Below are 15,919 nucleotides of genomic sequence, written 5' to 3' on the forward strand. Positions count from 1 at the left end.
TTCCATTCCTGCGTGGCCTCCACCTATTACGATTGCTTCATAGTTCTTATTCATTATGAATAAATTGTATCAAATTAAAGGTTAAATAAAATAAAACCCATTGGGTTTCATTTCTTGTATTTTGATTATTAATCGTAAGTTACACCTTTTAAATCTCTTAGGTAATTAATAAATCATCTTTGAGCTTTATCCATGTCTGGAAGGTTACCTTGCTTCTTGAACTTTTTAACTTCACAGAATTTCATCATTTCTGAATAAATTTCTTTTGTGTCATCAGAAGGTTTAAGTCCAATAGCTTCTAGTTTTTTTGGGTAATAAGTTGTAAGTAATTTATAACCTGCATAAACTAATTCTAATGGTGGAATAACATCTGTTTTAACTGAACCAATTATCGCTAACTTAACACCAGTTAACTCATCTTCAAATCTTGGTCATAGAATCTCATTGTTGACCTTTTGTAACACCTGGCATGTTACCAACCTTAGCAGAAGGTTTGTTTGCTAACGCATTAATAAGTGTTGATTTACCTGCATTAGGAACTCCAACAACAAAGGCTCTTAACCTTGGTTTCAGAATACCTCTTTTTGTATCTCTTAAACGTTTTGCTTCAAGCATTTTTTCCGCTTTTTTAACAATACGTTTTGCTGCAGCTTTTTGTTTAAGATTGACAACTATACAATCATCAACATCGTTTCTATAGTGTTCAACTATATTTGAAAGTTTATTTTCATCCGCATAGTCTTTTTTTGTTATTACGAAAAGTCTTGGTTTTTGAGGTGCAATATCATCGAATTCTGCATTATATGAAGAAATCGGTGCACGCGAATCAAGAACAATAATAAATAGATCTGCTAGTGTTTGTTTTTCTCTTAATTGATTTAGGGCTTTCGCCATATGTCCTGGGAATCATTGTATCATAGTGCATTTATTATACATTATTAAAACACACAATGATTAGTGTGTTTAAAAAGGTTTGTTTTATTTGTTTTTAGTGTCGTTGTTTGTGAAAAATACTTTTAACTTTATCGTTTAATTTATACATTCATGAATTGTGGTTATCAGCAGTAATTATTAAACTTGCAACAATGAATACCAATGCAGTAATAGCAATGAGAGATACTACTGGAAGTCATATTGGAACAATATCGAAAGCTAAGAAAGGATAGATTGCTATACCAAATGTATAAATGAACTTAGGACTTCATGTGCCATCACTGTATTTGAATTGCATAACTCACGTTGTACGAGTAGCGTAATATAGAGTGATTGCCATTATTAATCAAACAATCGGGAATATCATTGCATATCAAAGATCTTTATATTTTAATTTAATATTTCCTTCATTTGCTTTTCTTCTTGACACTTCAAAAATGAATGCTACAAACATTATCAGAGGTGTAAAGAAATGTAATTGGAAGTTATTTAGTATCTTAAGCGGAGTAAGTCAGATAACATCAATAGGTGCAAGGATTGTTCAATAAACAATAAATGTAACAAAGATATTTATCGCCACAATCATTTGGAAAACTTTAGCATGTTTGTTTTTTCTTGGATCAATTAATCCTAGTGATCTTAAAAACATATAAACCATAACAAAAATATTGCTGTGAATAGTGAAGTAAAAGATTAAGGAAATTTCATTTCATGGATCTCAAAAACTATAAACTTGTGCAATTCCTGGTCTAGTTCCAGGACTCATTAAAGAACCTGCAGGACCTGAAGCTTCTTTTAAAGGTACTAAATAAACATCGCAAAATGCATAAGTTATTATATATACCATAGCAATGAACCCTAAAAAGTACCTGTAATTGAATTTAATCTTTTTAGAAGTTTTGTTATTGATTTCTGAATTCGTTTTTTTCATATTGACATTATAGTCAAAAAAGATAAACATTTATGCATTTCATATTTTCAGTTTACTAAGTATATAATTTAGGTATGAAAATATATTTATCAAAATCACATTCACCATATATGAATCAGTCAATTGAATATAACTTATTAAAAGAAAAAGGAGATGAGGATATCTTACTATTATGATTAAACGAAAATGCAATCATAATAGGTAGAAATCAAAATATCTTCAACGAAATCAATGAAGAATTCGTAAAAGAAAAAGGAATCAAAGTAGCAAGAAGACATTCCGGTGGTGGAGCTGTCTATCACGATATGGGAAATATCTTATTCTCTTTGATGACTAAAAAGGATAAAAGAACATCGTATGAAGAATTTTTGAAACCCATCATTGGTTTCTTGAATCAACAAGGTGTCAATGCAGCATTCCATGGAAGAAATGATGTACTTGTTGATGGTATGAAGATATCAGGTAATGCTCAATTTGTTCTAGATGAAAATCTTGCAACACATGGAACACTTTTATTCAATACAGATTTAACAGTCTTGAATAAAGCTCTACTAACTAATAAACACAAAATAGAAGCAAAAGGGATTCAATCCAATCGTATGCGTGTTACAAATATAAAAAACCATATTTCTTCAAATATCAATTCCGAAGAATTTGTTAATGAATTAATAAAATACTTTGTAGCAAATGGAAATGGTGAACTTTGTGAAATCCCACAAAACATCATTGAAAAATCAACTGAAATGGTTAAAGAAATGGAAACTTTTGAATGAATCTATGGAAAGTCTCCGATTGCTAAGATTACGAATAAAGTTAAATATCCAGGAGGGAACATTTCCGTATTTCTAGATGTCATCTCTGGGAAAATATCTAACTTACAAATATACGGAGATTTCTTATCAATCAAAGACGTGCAAGAAGTGTGCCAACTTCTTGATGGAAAGAAATTTGTTAAAGAGGAAATTTGTAATGTTTTAAATGAAGTAGATCTACATGATTATTTTGGGACTATAACTTCAGAAGAAATAACAAAAATCATCATTGGAGAATAGAACTTTATAGTTCTTTTTTTATTTTGTTGTTTCAACACTTGGTATTGAAAGTATAATTTAATTGATAGTTGTATATACAAATATTAAGGTGCTTCTATCCAGTTGATGATTTTTCTAATCGGATAACTTTTTTTTCCTAAATTTTAGACGGAATAAAATACTTGATTAAATATATTGATCATCAACTTACAAACCTTATCGTAAGGAGAAAATATGAAATATAAATTTATAGATGAAAAAAAGATTTGAACCGATAAAAATGACTTCTTTAGATTTTTAGATATCGATGGTAAATTAATCGATCCGAATACAAAATTAACAGTAACGAATGAAGAGTTATTAAGTGCTTATGAATACATGGTGTTATCTAGACAACAAGATACATATATGTCACAGTTGCAAAGACAAGGTAGATTATTAACTTTCGCACCAAACTTTGGTGAAGAAGCTTTACAAACTGCCGCAGCCTTAAGTCTTAAGAAAGAAGATTGATTAATCCCATCTTTCCGTAATAATGCTGCAATGCTTATGAAGGGAGTTCCTTTAATAAATCAATTCTTATATTGAAATGGAAATGAAAAAGGGAATATAACTCCTGATGATGTCAATGTCTTCCCTATTAACATTGTTATCGCGACACAATATTCACATGCTGCTGGAGTTGCATACGCATTAAAACAACAAAAGAAAAAAGCTATATCTATGACATTCATAGGGGATGGCGGAACTTCAGAAGGTGAATTCTATGAAGCTATGAACTTAGCAGGTGTTCATAAATGACCTGTAGTATTTTGCATCAACAATAACCAATGAGCAATTTCTACACCAACAAAAATGGAAACAAGTGCTGCTACTTTAGCTGCAAAAGCGGTTGCTGCAGGTATTCCAGCGTTACGTGTTGATGGTAATGATTTAGTTGCTTCTGCAGAAGTTATCAAAGAAGCTGCTGAATATACTCGTGAAGGTAATGGTCCTATCTTAGTTGAATTTATAACTTGAAGACAAGGTCCACATACAACCTCTGATAATCCACGTATATATAGAACAAAAGAACAAGAGGAAGAAAAAGAAAAATGAGAACCAATGCATCGGATTAAAAATTTCTTAATTTCTCAAAATGTTTGAACTGATGAAAAAGATGAAAAACTTTGAACAAATAAATTAGCAGAAGTGAAACAAGCTTACAAAGATTCCCTTGAGTTGAATACAACTTCAGTAGATGAAGTATTTGACCACACATTTGCAAAATTAACTCCTGAACTAGAAGAACAAAAAGCGCAAGCTCTGGAGTGAGAATCAAAGGAAGGGGGTAAATAATGGCTAAATTAAATAATATTGAGGCATTAACAAATGCCCTAGAAGTTGCAATGGAGGCTGATGAAAGAATCGTTATCTTCGGTGAAGATGCTGGTTTTGAAGGTGGAGTATTCCGCGCAACACAAGGACTACAAAAGAAATTTGGTGAAGATAGAGTATTTGATGCGCCTATATCGGAAGCAACTATTGTTGGGACTGGTGTTGGTTTAGCTATAGCTGGAATGAAGCCAGTTGTAGAAATGCAATTCCAAGGTTTCTCATATGCTGGACTTCAACAATTATTTACACATGCAGCTAGAATCAGAAATAGATCGAGAGGAAGATTTAGTTGTCCATTAATAGTGCGTATGCCTATGGGTGGTGGAGTTAGAGCTCTTGAACACCACTCGGAATCCATCGAAGCTATCTTCGCTCATATACCTGGTGTTAAGGTTGTTATGCCTTCTAATCCTTATGATATGAAAGGTATGATGCTTGCAGCACTTAAAGAGGATGATCCAGTAGTATTCTTAGAATCTAAAAAGATTTATAGAGCATTTAAACAAGAAGTTCCTGAAGGTATGTATAAAGTTGAATTAGGAAAAGCAAATGTTATTAAAGAAGGAGAATCAGTAACCGTTGTTACTTATGGGGCGCAGGTTCATGATTCCATAAAAGCTGTTGAAGAGTTGATGCAAACAAACCCTGAAATTGATGTAGAACTAATTGACTTAAGAACAATTTCACCTATCGATACAGAAACATTAGTGAATTCAATTAAGAAAACAGGAAGAATGATCATTGTTCATGAAGCTGTTAAATCATTCTCTGTTTCTTCTGAAATCATGGCTCGTGTTTCAGAGAAAGCGTTTGAATACTTAGAAGCACCGATTTCGAGAGTTACTGGTTATGATATAACAATTCCTTTAGCAACAGGTGAAAAACATCATATGGTTGATTCTAAAAAAATTGCTGAAAAAATTAAAGAAGTTGTAGCTTTTAAAGCTTAATAAGGAGAACTATGAAAAAAATATTATCAACACCCGTCGCAAGAGCGTTAGCAAACAAGAACAATATAGATATAACAAAAGTTTTAGGTACCGGTCCAAACGGAAGGATACTTAAGCAAGATGTTTTAGATTTTAAACCCAATACAGCAATTGAAAGAACTCAACCAAAAGCAGAAACAATAACTTCTTCAATCCAAAGAACAACAGTTATGGAAGATAAAAGAGTTAAGCCTACAGGACTTAGAAAAGGAATAGCAAAAGCTCTTAAAAATTCTTGAAATAGTGTAGCTTATGTTAATTTAGTAAATGAAATAGATGCTACAGAATTATGGAACTTTAGAACAAGCATTAAAGATGGAATTTTAGCTGAAACAGGAGTGAAGGTCACATTCATGCCCTTTATAACAATGGCTATTATTAAAGCAATTAAAAAGTATCCAATATTTAATGCAAGATTTGATGAAAAAACACAAGAGTTAGTTTATCAAAAAGATATTAATATAGGTATTGCGGTAGATACACCTTCAGGACTTATGGTTCCTGTTATAAAAAATGCGGATCAGTTATCGTTAGTAGAACTTTCAAGAGAGATCTCAAGACTTGCTGCCGCATGTAAAGACGGAACTATCAAACCAACTGAAATGAGAGGTTCAACTTTCACAATTACAAACTATGGTTCAGTTGATGCTTTATATGGTGTTCCAGTAATTAATCACCCAAACCTAGCAATCACAGGTGTCGGAGCAATTAAAGATAAAGTTTACTTTAAGAATGAAGAAGTTGTTCCTGGTAAAGTTCTTTACTTAACGACTGCAGGTGACCACCAATGAGTTGATGGCGCAGATATCGGAAGATTTGCTTACGATGTAAGAATGTCACTAGAAAATCCAGCTATGTTATTAGCTTTATATTAAGGAGAAGTAAATATGTATAAATTTAAATTTGCAGACATTGGTGAAGGTCTACACGAAGGAACAGTAGGTGAAATTTATGTCAAAGTCGGTGATCAAGTTTCTGAAGGTGATTCATTATTTTCAGTTGAAACAGACAAGATGACCTCAGATATACCTTCACCCGTAACAGGTAAAGTGACTGAAGTATTAATTAAAGAAGCTGAAATAGTTCATGTTGGAGATGATACTTTCCATTTTGAAACTGCAGAAGAAAACACACAAGAGGAAAGTAAAGAAGAAGTAAAAGAGGAAGAAGGCGGAGCAAGTGTTGTTGGTTCTATAAAAGTATCTAATGATTTATTTTCATTTGATAAATTTAAAACTAATAAATCAACACCAAAAGAAGTAATAAAAAAACCTGAACACAAAGAAGGATATACTGGTTATGTCGGGGAAAGAGGAAAGGTTTACGAGGGCGAAGTTGAACAAGAATTTGATGTAATAGTTATCGGTTCTGGTCCTGGAGGTTACTTGGCTGCCGAGGAAGTAGCAAAAGCAGGTAAATCTACACTTATTGTTGAAAGAGAATTCTGAGGTGGTGTTTGTTTAAATGTTGGATGTATCCCAACTAAAACATTAATAAAATCAATAGAAGTTTATGAATATGCCTTACAACTAGAAAAATATGGAATTCAAGGTAACATTCATGATTTAAGACCTGATTGAGTTGCAATGCAAAAAAGAAAAATGGAAGTTGTTAAGAGATTAACTGATGGAGTTAGATTCTTAATGAAATCAAGTAAAGCAATGACTTTAATGGGTGAAGCAAAAATGGTTGGTGCTCACACAATTGAAATTAACGGAAAAACATATAGAGGTGAAAAGATTATTATTGCAACTGGTTCAACCGCTGCACGTTTACCTCTTGAAGGATTCGAAGAAGGGTACCAAAAAGGTGAAGTTCTTACTTCTAAAGAAGCTATCAATTTACCTGAATTGCCTAAAACTATGACAATTATTGGTGGTGGTGTTATCGGTTCTGAATTCGCTCAAGTGTTTTCAACCAGTGGTACAAAAGTAACTCTATTACAAAACTTAGATAAAATCTTACACATACTTGATGAAGATGTCATAAAAGAAATAACTAAAGAGTTTAGAAAATCAGGAATTGAAATTATCACATCTGCAAATGTTAAAAAATATAAAGATGGTTCTGTATTTTATGAAAAAGATGGAGGAGATTTTGAAATTAAATCTGAAATTGTTCTTCAATCAGTTGGTCGTAAACCTTTAATTGTTCCAGGTGCTGAAGAAGTTGGAATTAAATTGGGTGAAAGAAATAATATTCCTGTCGATTATAAAAATAGAACGAATGTTGATGGCGTGTATGCAATTGGTGATGTTACAGGTCAAGTGATGCTAGCTCACGTAGCTTATAAACATGCAATAATTGCTGCAAGTCACATAAATGGTAAAGCAACCACTCCAATTAATGCAAAAACAACTCCTTCATGTATTTATACACATCCAGAAGTTGCTGCAGTTGGTTTAACCGAAAGAGAAGCAAAAGAACAAAAACTTGACTTCTTAGTTATCAAAGGATCAATGACAACTATTGGTAAAGCTCTTGCTGATGGGGATGAAAGAGGTTTCATCAAGTTAATTGTTGATAAGGAATTTGGCGAAATAATTGGGGCTCATCTAGTTGGTAAACATTCAACTGACATGATTACTGAGATAACATTAGCAATAGATTCTGAAATGACTGTTCATGAAATTGCTAACACAATACACCCTCACCCAACAGTTTCAGAAATCATTTGAGAAGCTGCAAGAAAAGCTGTTTTAGCATTAGATAAAAATAAATAAATCGCACTAGCGGTTTTTTTATTGCGCTTTTAAATTTTCAAGGCCCACCATAATAAAATTGATTTTCTTTATGATACACTTATTAGGAATTGATTTTTGAAATAAGGGGTGGGATAATGAAAACAAACAAATTACTTTTATCAATAGGAGCAATTTCTGCATTAACTCTACCTTTATCAATTGTTGGTTACCCAACAGTCAAACATTATTTAAATAATAAAACAATAACTAAAAACCCATATTCATTAATGATGAAGTCAGATGTTACACCTATCAACTATGCAAGTAATACAGATATTTTAGATGCAGAAGCAAAATTAAAAGAATCTATTTCTAAGCTTGAAGTTGCTATGAAAAAGGCGAAGCAAGATGCAATTAATTACAAGAACATCGCTTTAGATTCAACTAAAAATACTCAAGTTGTTTTATCTTCCAAAGTGAAAGCCAACGCTTCCAAAGATGCCCTCTTGAAGTTAAAGAAAATCGTTGAAAGTTATGAACATGATTTGGCAAATATTAAGCAAAAATCCAAACAAAAAGAAATTGATTTTCAACAAGCGCAAAACACAAGACATTTATCTTCAATAATGAAAAATGCAACTATTATAAATCAAGGAAATGTTAAAGTTGCTACCATAGCCAAAGAAATCAATGATCTTGAAGAAGCAAAGTTGCAAGTTTGAAAATTGGAAGAAATCACTGGGGTATCTTTACCTGAAGTCGAAAATGGAACAACGATCGACGAAGTCGAGTTAATTGCTAATTCGAACGGAATCATTACAGTTAAAGCTAAGCTTTTCTCTAAATATGCAACAACTCCAAATAATAATGTTGAATGAAAAATAAAAGGTAAATCAGATGCATTAGCTGCGAAAAGTCAACCACCAAAAAAATTAGAAACTAAGCAGGAAAAAGCGGAAAGACTTACACGTGAATACAATGCAGAGGTTGATACTTACTTTAAAATACATAAAGAGTACAACAAAAGTATTGATATCGTTAATGATGCAATTAGAAAGAAAAGAGCAGCCAAAGATGCGTTCCAGAAGGCAACGGGTGCTGATAAAACTAAAAAAGAAAAACTTTTAGAAGACGCAATAAAAGACTTCGATAAAAAAGACACTCTTTATAATAAATGATTCAATGCATTAGAAACCGAAAAGAAAAAGTTAAAAACACTGGAAACAAAAAAGAATCAAAGTAAAGCAGAACTAAGAAGACCTATAATCTCTTCTTTAATATCAGCGGTATTAGATTCCGCTTGAATTGTTGATCAAAATAATAAAACTGTAAGTGAGATAGCAAAAGAAATAAATGATATCAATGATATAGAAAAGAAAATCACTTCAATTCAGTCAGTTTTTGGAATTCTTCTTTTCAAAAGTTTTAAAACTTTAACTGTAAAAGATATCATCTTAACTTCTTCATCTGATGGAGCAATTAAAATAGAGGTTAAGACTTTTACAGCTTATGTAAATAACCCTAAACGTACATTCACAAAAATAATTTATGGTAAATCAGATGTGGAAATTCATAACGAAAAAATAAATAATGAATTTGACTCTTTATTAAGAGTTGTGAATAAAATGATTGATAATGCCAATAATTCAAATGCGAAGCATTCAAATCCAATTGATAAAAATAATACTATTCCCAAAACAAAGGTTGTTAACCCTGACAAGAAAAACAATATTGTTCCCAAAAAAGATAATATTCATTCAACTGATAAAAAAGATAAAAAAACAAAAAGTAATATTGGTTTAATTTTAGGTATTTCTATTTCAATAATTACTTTAGTAGCAATAATTTCTGGACTTTTAATTTGACGTTCAAAACGGAAAAAGAAATAATAAAAAATCACAGATGTGATTTTTTTAAATGCCTTAATCTTTACTGATGCTATTCAATATAGTGTTCAATTCATTTTCTCTTTCATACACAATTGAATGACCTGTGTTTTTAAGAATGATTTTTCTATATTTAAAAGTTTTACATGTTTTATCAGAACTTTCTTTTGCAATAAATTTATCAATATCCCCTTGAATTAAAATAACATCTTTTTGATTTGATAAATATTTGTCCATCAATATCTCATTTAAATATTTTTGGTTAGTTATTTGATTGAAAACCATATATTTAAATATATCCATTTTAGGAAGAGTGTTTTTAAGGAATGTTCCAGCTGTGTTTATTATGTTATTAAAATACATCTCTTTTTGATCATTACCAACCAATGATTGCATTGAATTTAAAGCGTCTTGGGCACTTGTTGGCAATAATCATGATTCTATACCCTCTTGGTAAGCAAATGGGTTTAAAGGGGCTAACAATACTACTTTTGACACCAATGGATGATTAGCTATATTCATAGCGATAGCTCCACCTAATGAGTGACCAACAAGTATAAAAGGTTCAGTTAAAGTATTTATCTTTTCAATTGCAAATTTTGCATATGTTTCAATAGTTATTGTTTCATCTCCAGCATCTTCATTTCCGCAACCAGGGAAATCAAATGAAATAATGTCATATTCTCTTTCAAGCTTTAATAAAGGTTGGATGAAGTTACCATTGCTATTGAATCCGTGTAGGAAAACCATTTTCTTTTTACCGTTATTTTCAAAGTGTTTAAATAATTTATTCATAAAATAATTTTAACACTTATCAACATCAAGATAATAAAACAAGGAATTACTTTCCTTGTTTGAATGTTTTTATTTTTTGATTTAATTTTGAATTAGGATTAGATACAACTATAAATAAATATCCAAATCCAATAAATGCTATACCTATAGCTAAGCAAGCTCCGATAGTTACTCCTATTGGAACTCCTCCAAAATCTAAGAAGAAGTAAATTGCAACTCCTGAAGAATGGATTATTGAACCATTACCTTTCACTAATGCAAATTCATGTGTATGATCATTTATAATCTTTCTTAAATAATGAGCATCTGTTCTTGTTGCGAAATAAATAGAGACAGCCAATACCAATCAAATAATTGGATAAATCAATACATATAGAAGTTTCTTATTACCAAGAATAACTCCTTCTTCATTGATTTGTAATTTATCTTTATGGAACGCAATTAACATAAAGATCGGTGTAATTAAGTGCACCATAATTGTCACTATTATTTTTAACGCTCCCGGGAATCCTCCATGTGTTCACACAGAAGAGAATGGAGCAAGTATCAATCAATATGTAACCATTGTGATTGTTATATTTAAAGTAACAATTAATTGGAACATTTTATGATGTGAATTTTGTTTTGGTTTCATAATTCCAAATGCTCTTAGATATAAGTAAATAACAACTAAAAGATTAGATTGAAATGTGAAATAGAAAATCGTAATTCAATTAACATGCTCTATTGAATATTTGGCGTCTTTAAGAGCGGTTGTTTCTTTATTTCCTCTTATAACCGTTCAATTCAATGCAGTCACTGAATCGGCTATTATCATTATTATGATAAATATCGTTGCAATTATCGCACTGATTAAAAAGTATTTATTCTTTCTCAGTATTTCTTTCACTACATTCCACCCATACCACGCATCATACCTGGATTGAATGTACCATCTTTCATAGCCTTAGCCATTTGTTTCATTTGTTTTGCCATTCTTTCGAACTCATTAACTAAAGAGTTATACTCTTGTGCAGTTCTACCTGAACCGGCAATAATTCTTTGTTTACGTTTTGCGTTTTTAAGTAGTTTAGGATTTTTTCTTTCCTTCTTAGTCATTGAAGAAATAAGAATTTCAAATAGTTTTTGTTTTCTATCTGCAGCTTCAATTTTATCCTTAGAAATGTTCTGAGCTCCAGGAATCATTTTTAAAATACTTCCTAATTTACCTAATTTCTTCATTTGTTGTAATTGTTCTAATAAATCATCAAGATCGAAGTGGCCATTTGCCATTCTATTTGCCATTCTTGTTGATTTATCTTCATCAAGAACATCTTGTGCTTTTTCAATAAGAGATAGAACATCCCCCATACCTAGAATTCTTTCAGCCATTCTGTCTGGATGGAATTGATCAAGACCAGACATTTTTTCTGAAGTACCAATAAATACAATTGGAAGATTTAACATTTTAGTAATTGAAAGGGCAGCTCCACCACGAGCATCAGAATCAAGTTTTGTGATGATTGAACCTGTCAATGAAAGTCTTTCATGGAAAGTTGAAGCAACATTGATGATATCTTGTCCTGATAATGCATCAGCAACATAGAAGATTTCTTGAGGTTTAGCAATTTTCTTGATATCAACTAATTCTTCCATTAATGCTTCATCAATTGATAAACGACCAGCTGTATCGATTATGATTAAATCATGTTCGTTTTCTTTTGCGAAAGCCATTGCTTCTTCAACAATATCTTGTGGTTTAGCAGAAGTACCTTTTTCAAAAACTGTTACACCTAATTGTTTACCTAGTGTTTTTAATTGTTCTACAGCAGCTGGACGATAAACGTCACCAGCTACAAGTAATGGGTTCTTAGATGCTTTCTTTTTCTTAAAGTGATTAACTAGTTTACCTGTTGTTGTAGTCTTACCTGAACCTTGTAGACCAACCATCATAATGATTGGTAGATTCCCTTTCAATTTAACTTCTTTTGAAGTTCCACCAAGTATATCTGTTAATTCATCTTTAACAATTTTAACAACGTTTTGTCCTGGGTTAAGTTGTGCTAACACTGTTTCTGATAAAGCTTTTTTCTTAACTGATTTAACAAATTGTTTTACCACTAATAAGTTAACGTCGGCCTCTAACAATGCCATTTTAATTTCTCTTGTAACTTCTAAAATATCCTCTTCTTTCAGTGAAGTTTTTGCTTGCATTTTTTTCATCGATTTTTGTAATCTGTTTCCTAAAATATTTAACATATATAAATTATAGAGAAAAAAGTAATTTAACACCAATTTAAAAGGATTTCGCTGAATTAATTATATTCCCAAATGTTTTTATAAACGTTATAAAAGCATAAAAAAAATGACCAAAGGCCATTTAATTTTGAACTATTTTCTAAGTTCTTTAAGTCTTGCTGCTTTACCTTTTCTATCTCTCATGTAGTAAAGTTTTGCTCTTCTAACTTTGTTTTTTCTTTTAACATCGCTACTAGTGGAGAATGTAGAGGGAATGTTCTTTCAACACCAATCCCGTATGACATTTTTCTAACTGTAAATGTTTCTGATGTTCCTGTACCGTGTTTTTTAATTACTAGACCTTCAAAAAGTTGAATTCTTTCTTTTGATCCTTCTTTAATACGTACGTGAACAACAACGTTGTCACCTGATTTGAATACAGGTAAGTCTGTTTTAATTTGATTTGCTTCTACTGCTGTAAGTAATTTATTTCTCATTATGATCTCCTTTTAATAAATCGGGTCTAACTCTAAGAGTTTTCTCCATTTGTTTTTCTTTTCTTCATTGCTCTATTTTTGCATGATTACCATTTAATAATACTTCAGGAACTTCCATACCTTTGTAAACACGTGGGCGTGTATACTGAGGATGGTCTAGAAGATTTCCTTGGAATGAGTCATTAACATGTGAAGCTTCTCTAATTACGCCTGGTATCAATCTAATGATTGAATCAGCCATAACCATTGAAGGTAATTCTCCACCTGTCAATACATAGTCACCAATTGATAATTCTTCATCAACCAATGATCTAACTCTTTCGTCAAATCCTTCGTAATGTCCAGCAACGAATGTTACTTCGTCTAGTTTAGATAATTCTAATGCTTTTTCCTGCGTAAATTTATTACCTTGAGGTGAAAGAAGTATTCTTCTACCTTTTGTTGTTTCCAATGCTTTATCAATGGGTTCAACCATTAATAACATACCTTGACCACCTCCGTAAACAATATCATCAACTTTGTTGTGTTTGCCTACTGAGAATTCTCTAAAATCAACAACATTAACTTCAACTAACTTTTTATCGATAGCTCTTTTAACGATTGATTCTGATTGAAATGGGTCATAGTACTTAGGAAATAGAGTTATAAAGTTTATTTTCATAATTAATTATTTCTTTGCAAGTTTTGAGTTAGCAAATTCTTCGTTAATTTTTTCTTTTTTAAGTAATGTTTTTACAGTTTCTGTTGGAACAGCTCCATCGTTTAGTCATTTTAAGTTCTTTAGTGTGTGGGTTATAGAAACCTACAACTTCGATAAATCTTCCGTCTCTAGGTGCTCTAGCATCAGCAACTACGATTTTGTAGAATGCGTTGAATTTAGAACCTTGACGTTTTAATCTCATTTTTACCATGTATTCTTTTTCTAATAAGTAATTAAAGTTTATCATAAAATTCATCGGGTGTCAAGCACTTTTGCTTTACAGCATTAAAAAACCATCTTTTTACTTATCTCAATCTTTGTAAAATGCTAAAATCCACAATATAAAGATGATGAATATCATGAGTATTCATTACTTGGATTAATATAAATAGCCTTTTAAAGAAGTAAAACAATACTCCAAGCATAAATTTTAAATATAGAGATGTGGTTTGAAACTAAAGATAAAACCGATTATAAAAAAACATTGGCATTAGCCAGTGTTTTGTTTCCTTCTTAAAATAAGAAGGTATAATAAAAAATATGAGAAAAACTTTAACAAGAACAAAGGAAAAACTTAAAGAAATTGACATCAGACCAAATTGAAGCAAGAGTAAAAAGAATAAAATTTTACTTGGAAGTTTCTTATTCATCATATTGGTAACGATTGTTTTAAAAACAATAGTAACTATACTTTGAGATACTGGTTATTACGAAGGTAAATTTCATTTATGATACTGACATGATAAAGATGTTAACTTCATCTTAAGAGAAAGTGAGTGAGGAGAAAAACCTTTTCCACCAAATCAATCTGCTCAAGCTAGGGAATTTGCACACAGAGCATTAGCTCATCCTTATTTCTTTTGATCATTAACTCAATTCACATGACAAACAACATTGTTACTAACATTTGTTTTATGTTTTAGATTATTTATGTACGATGATAGAGCTCCAAAATGATTGCGTTGAACACACTCACAAAGAACCCTTTCGATAGTTACAATGTACGACATCATAGTATGTGTGGTGTTCTGGTCAGCTATTTCCAAAGACTTCGGTAAAACAAATGATTCCAGTGATCAATTGATGGACATATTAATACATACATCAACTATATTAGTTCACGCTGTAATACCTGCTTGTATGGTTATATATTCATTTATATATCTAATCCTCTCAACAGAAGCATCTAGATTAAATAGAAAATTCTTATTTGTAGGAATTATCTATCCTGCAGCTTATATAATTTTCTACTTAATGATTAGTATCATTTGAAGAGATCCTTATCCTGTATCAGACTTGGCTACCACAGGTAATTTCAAACAATTGTGAATCGCTCTTGGAGGAGTTATTGGAATCTTTGTAGGTTTAGCTGGAATGATTTATGTCCACAACTGAATCTTGTTTAAATTTAATAAACGATATAGATATGAGTATGATTATGAAGTAGCTTCAGATGTTGAAGAAAAACTAGAAAAACTAGAATGAAAAGTTGAAAAAAGTAAACGTAAAATTGCTGAATCTAAAAATGAAACAGTTATTAAAAAAGAAGAGATAACATTAGCTAAAAGAAAATTAGCAGTTACCAAAGCCAAAGCAACAATTAAGAAAAGAAGAATTAGAGGTGAACGTTACGAGAAGGAATATCTTGAATACATTATCAAAAAGAAATTAGAGGATAGAGAAAGAGCTGAAAAGATTAAACTAACAGCAGAAACTAAATCTAATAAAACACCCAAAAAAGTAAATGGTAAAAGTAAACCTTCTACTTCTAAAACAAAAGCAAGAAAAAAATAATGGCGATGCCATTATTTTCTTAGTCCAAGTTCTTTAATTAGAGCTTGGTATTTGTTGAAGTCTTGAGCTTTTAGATATTTTAATA

Annotated in this window: 16 protein-coding genes; 7 read left to right on the forward strand and 9 right to left on the reverse strand. The window is 31.1% G+C overall.

Annotated elements, in window-relative coordinates; genetic code table 4:
* Window positions 1–128 precede the first annotated feature (128 nt).
* The 3 genes from C4B25_RS02550 to C4B25_RS02560 all read right to left on the reverse strand — a co-directional run bounded on the left by C4B25_RS02550 (window position 129) and on the right by C4B25_RS02560 (window position 1,864).
* Entirely contained in the window at window positions 129–464 is a 336-nt protein-coding gene (locus tag C4B25_RS02550) for a hypothetical protein (RefSeq protein ID WP_131613499.1), read from the reverse strand.
* Window positions 400–918, reverse strand: coding sequence for a GTPase (locus C4B25_RS02555; RefSeq protein ID WP_168380682.1), 519 nt, complete (start codon window positions 916–918; stop codon window positions 400–402). The genes C4B25_RS02550 and C4B25_RS02555 overlap by 65 nt, the downstream gene beginning before the upstream one ends.
* A 70-nt stretch (window positions 919–988) precedes the next feature.
* Window positions 989–1,864 (reverse strand): hypothetical protein, encoded by an 876-nt coding sequence (locus tag C4B25_RS02560; RefSeq protein ID WP_131613501.1) that lies wholly within the window; start codon window positions 1,862–1,864, stop codon window positions 989–991.
* A gap of 74 nt (window positions 1,865–1,938) precedes the next feature.
* Between C4B25_RS02560 and C4B25_RS02565 the strand changes: the two genes are divergently transcribed.
* The 6 genes from C4B25_RS02565 to C4B25_RS02590 all read left to right on the forward strand — a co-directional run bounded on the left by C4B25_RS02565 (window position 1,939) and on the right by C4B25_RS02590 (window position 9,834).
* Complete coding sequence (locus tag C4B25_RS02565) at window positions 1,939–2,916, forward strand: lipoate--protein ligase (protein ID WP_131613502.1); 978 nt, start codon at window positions 1,939–1,941, stop codon at window positions 2,914–2,916.
* 213 nt (window positions 2,917–3,129) lie between these two features.
* A complete protein-coding gene (gene pdhA, locus C4B25_RS02570) occupies window positions 3,130–4,233 on the forward strand; it encodes a pyruvate dehydrogenase (acetyl-transferring) E1 component subunit alpha (protein WP_131613503.1) in 1,104 nt (367 codons plus the stop codon).
* Complete coding sequence (locus C4B25_RS02575) at window positions 4,233–5,222, forward strand: alpha-ketoacid dehydrogenase subunit beta (RefSeq protein ID WP_131613504.1); 990 nt, start codon at window positions 4,233–4,235, stop codon at window positions 5,220–5,222. The genes pdhA and C4B25_RS02575 overlap by 1 nt, the downstream gene beginning before the upstream one ends.
* 11 nt (window positions 5,223–5,233) lie before the next feature.
* Complete coding sequence (locus C4B25_RS02580; RefSeq protein WP_131613505.1) at window positions 5,234–6,136, forward strand: 2-oxo acid dehydrogenase subunit E2; 903 nt, start codon at window positions 5,234–5,236, stop codon at window positions 6,134–6,136.
* Between the two features lie 12 nt (window positions 6,137–6,148).
* Window positions 6,149–7,984 (forward strand): dihydrolipoyl dehydrogenase, encoded by a 1,836-nt coding sequence (gene lpdA / locus C4B25_RS02585; RefSeq protein WP_131613506.1) that lies wholly within the window; start codon window positions 6,149–6,151, stop codon window positions 7,982–7,984.
* Between the two features lie 116 nt (window positions 7,985–8,100).
* On the forward strand, window positions 8,101–9,834 hold the full coding sequence (locus C4B25_RS02590; protein WP_131613507.1) for a hypothetical protein: 1,734 nt from the start codon (window positions 8,101–8,103) through the stop codon (window positions 9,832–9,834).
* Window positions 9,835–9,867: 33 nt separating this feature from the next.
* Here C4B25_RS02590 and C4B25_RS02595 read toward each other — a convergent pair whose 3' ends face one another.
* Genes C4B25_RS02595 through rpsP form a run of 6 tightly spaced genes read right to left on the reverse strand, consistent with a single transcriptional unit; the run spans window position 9,868 to window position 14,251 of the window.
* Window positions 9,868–10,626, reverse strand: a complete 759-nt coding sequence (locus C4B25_RS02595; protein WP_131613508.1) for an alpha/beta fold hydrolase — start codon at window positions 10,624–10,626, stop codon at window positions 9,868–9,870.
* Between the two features lie 46 nt (window positions 10,627–10,672).
* Window positions 10,673–11,515 carry a hypothetical protein gene (locus C4B25_RS02600; protein ID WP_131613509.1) on the reverse strand — a complete coding sequence of 281 codons (843 nt, stop codon included), beginning with the start codon at window positions 11,513–11,515 and terminating at the stop codon, window positions 10,673–10,675.
* Entirely contained in the window at window positions 11,515–12,864 is a 1,350-nt protein-coding gene (ffh, locus tag C4B25_RS02605) for a signal recognition particle protein (protein ID WP_131613510.1), read from the reverse strand. Before ffh ends, C4B25_RS02600 begins: the two co-directional genes overlap by 1 nt.
* Window positions 12,865–12,920: 56 nt before the next feature.
* Window positions 12,921–13,340 (reverse strand): 50S ribosomal protein L19, encoded by a 420-nt coding sequence (gene rplS, locus C4B25_RS02610; RefSeq protein WP_472793365.1) that lies wholly within the window; start codon window positions 13,338–13,340, stop codon window positions 12,921–12,923.
* Window positions 13,330–14,001, reverse strand: a complete 672-nt coding sequence (trmD, locus tag C4B25_RS02615; protein WP_131613511.1) for a tRNA (guanosine(37)-N1)-methyltransferase TrmD — start codon at window positions 13,999–14,001, stop codon at window positions 13,330–13,332. Before trmD ends, rplS begins: the two co-directional genes overlap by 11 nt.
* 58 nt (window positions 14,002–14,059) lie before the next feature.
* Window positions 14,060–14,251 carry a 30S ribosomal protein S16 gene (gene rpsP, locus C4B25_RS02620; protein ID WP_472793366.1) on the reverse strand — a complete coding sequence of 64 codons (192 nt, stop codon included), beginning with the start codon at window positions 14,249–14,251 and terminating at the stop codon, window positions 14,060–14,062.
* Window positions 14,252–14,580: 329 nt separating this feature from the next.
* Between rpsP and C4B25_RS02625 the strand changes: the two genes are divergently transcribed.
* The gene (locus C4B25_RS02625; RefSeq protein WP_131613512.1) at window positions 14,581–15,834 is read left to right on the forward strand and encodes a hypothetical protein; all 1,254 of its coding nucleotides are present in this window, start codon (window positions 14,581–14,583) and stop codon (window positions 15,832–15,834) included.
* Window positions 15,835–15,919: the final 85 nt, after the last annotated feature.

It is taken from the genome of Mycoplasma todarodis, from assembly GCF_004335995.1.
In the GTDB taxonomy this organism is placed as follows: Bacteria; Bacillota_I; Bacilli_A; order Mycoplasmatales; family Metamycoplasmataceae; genus Mycoplasma_K; species Mycoplasma_K todarodis.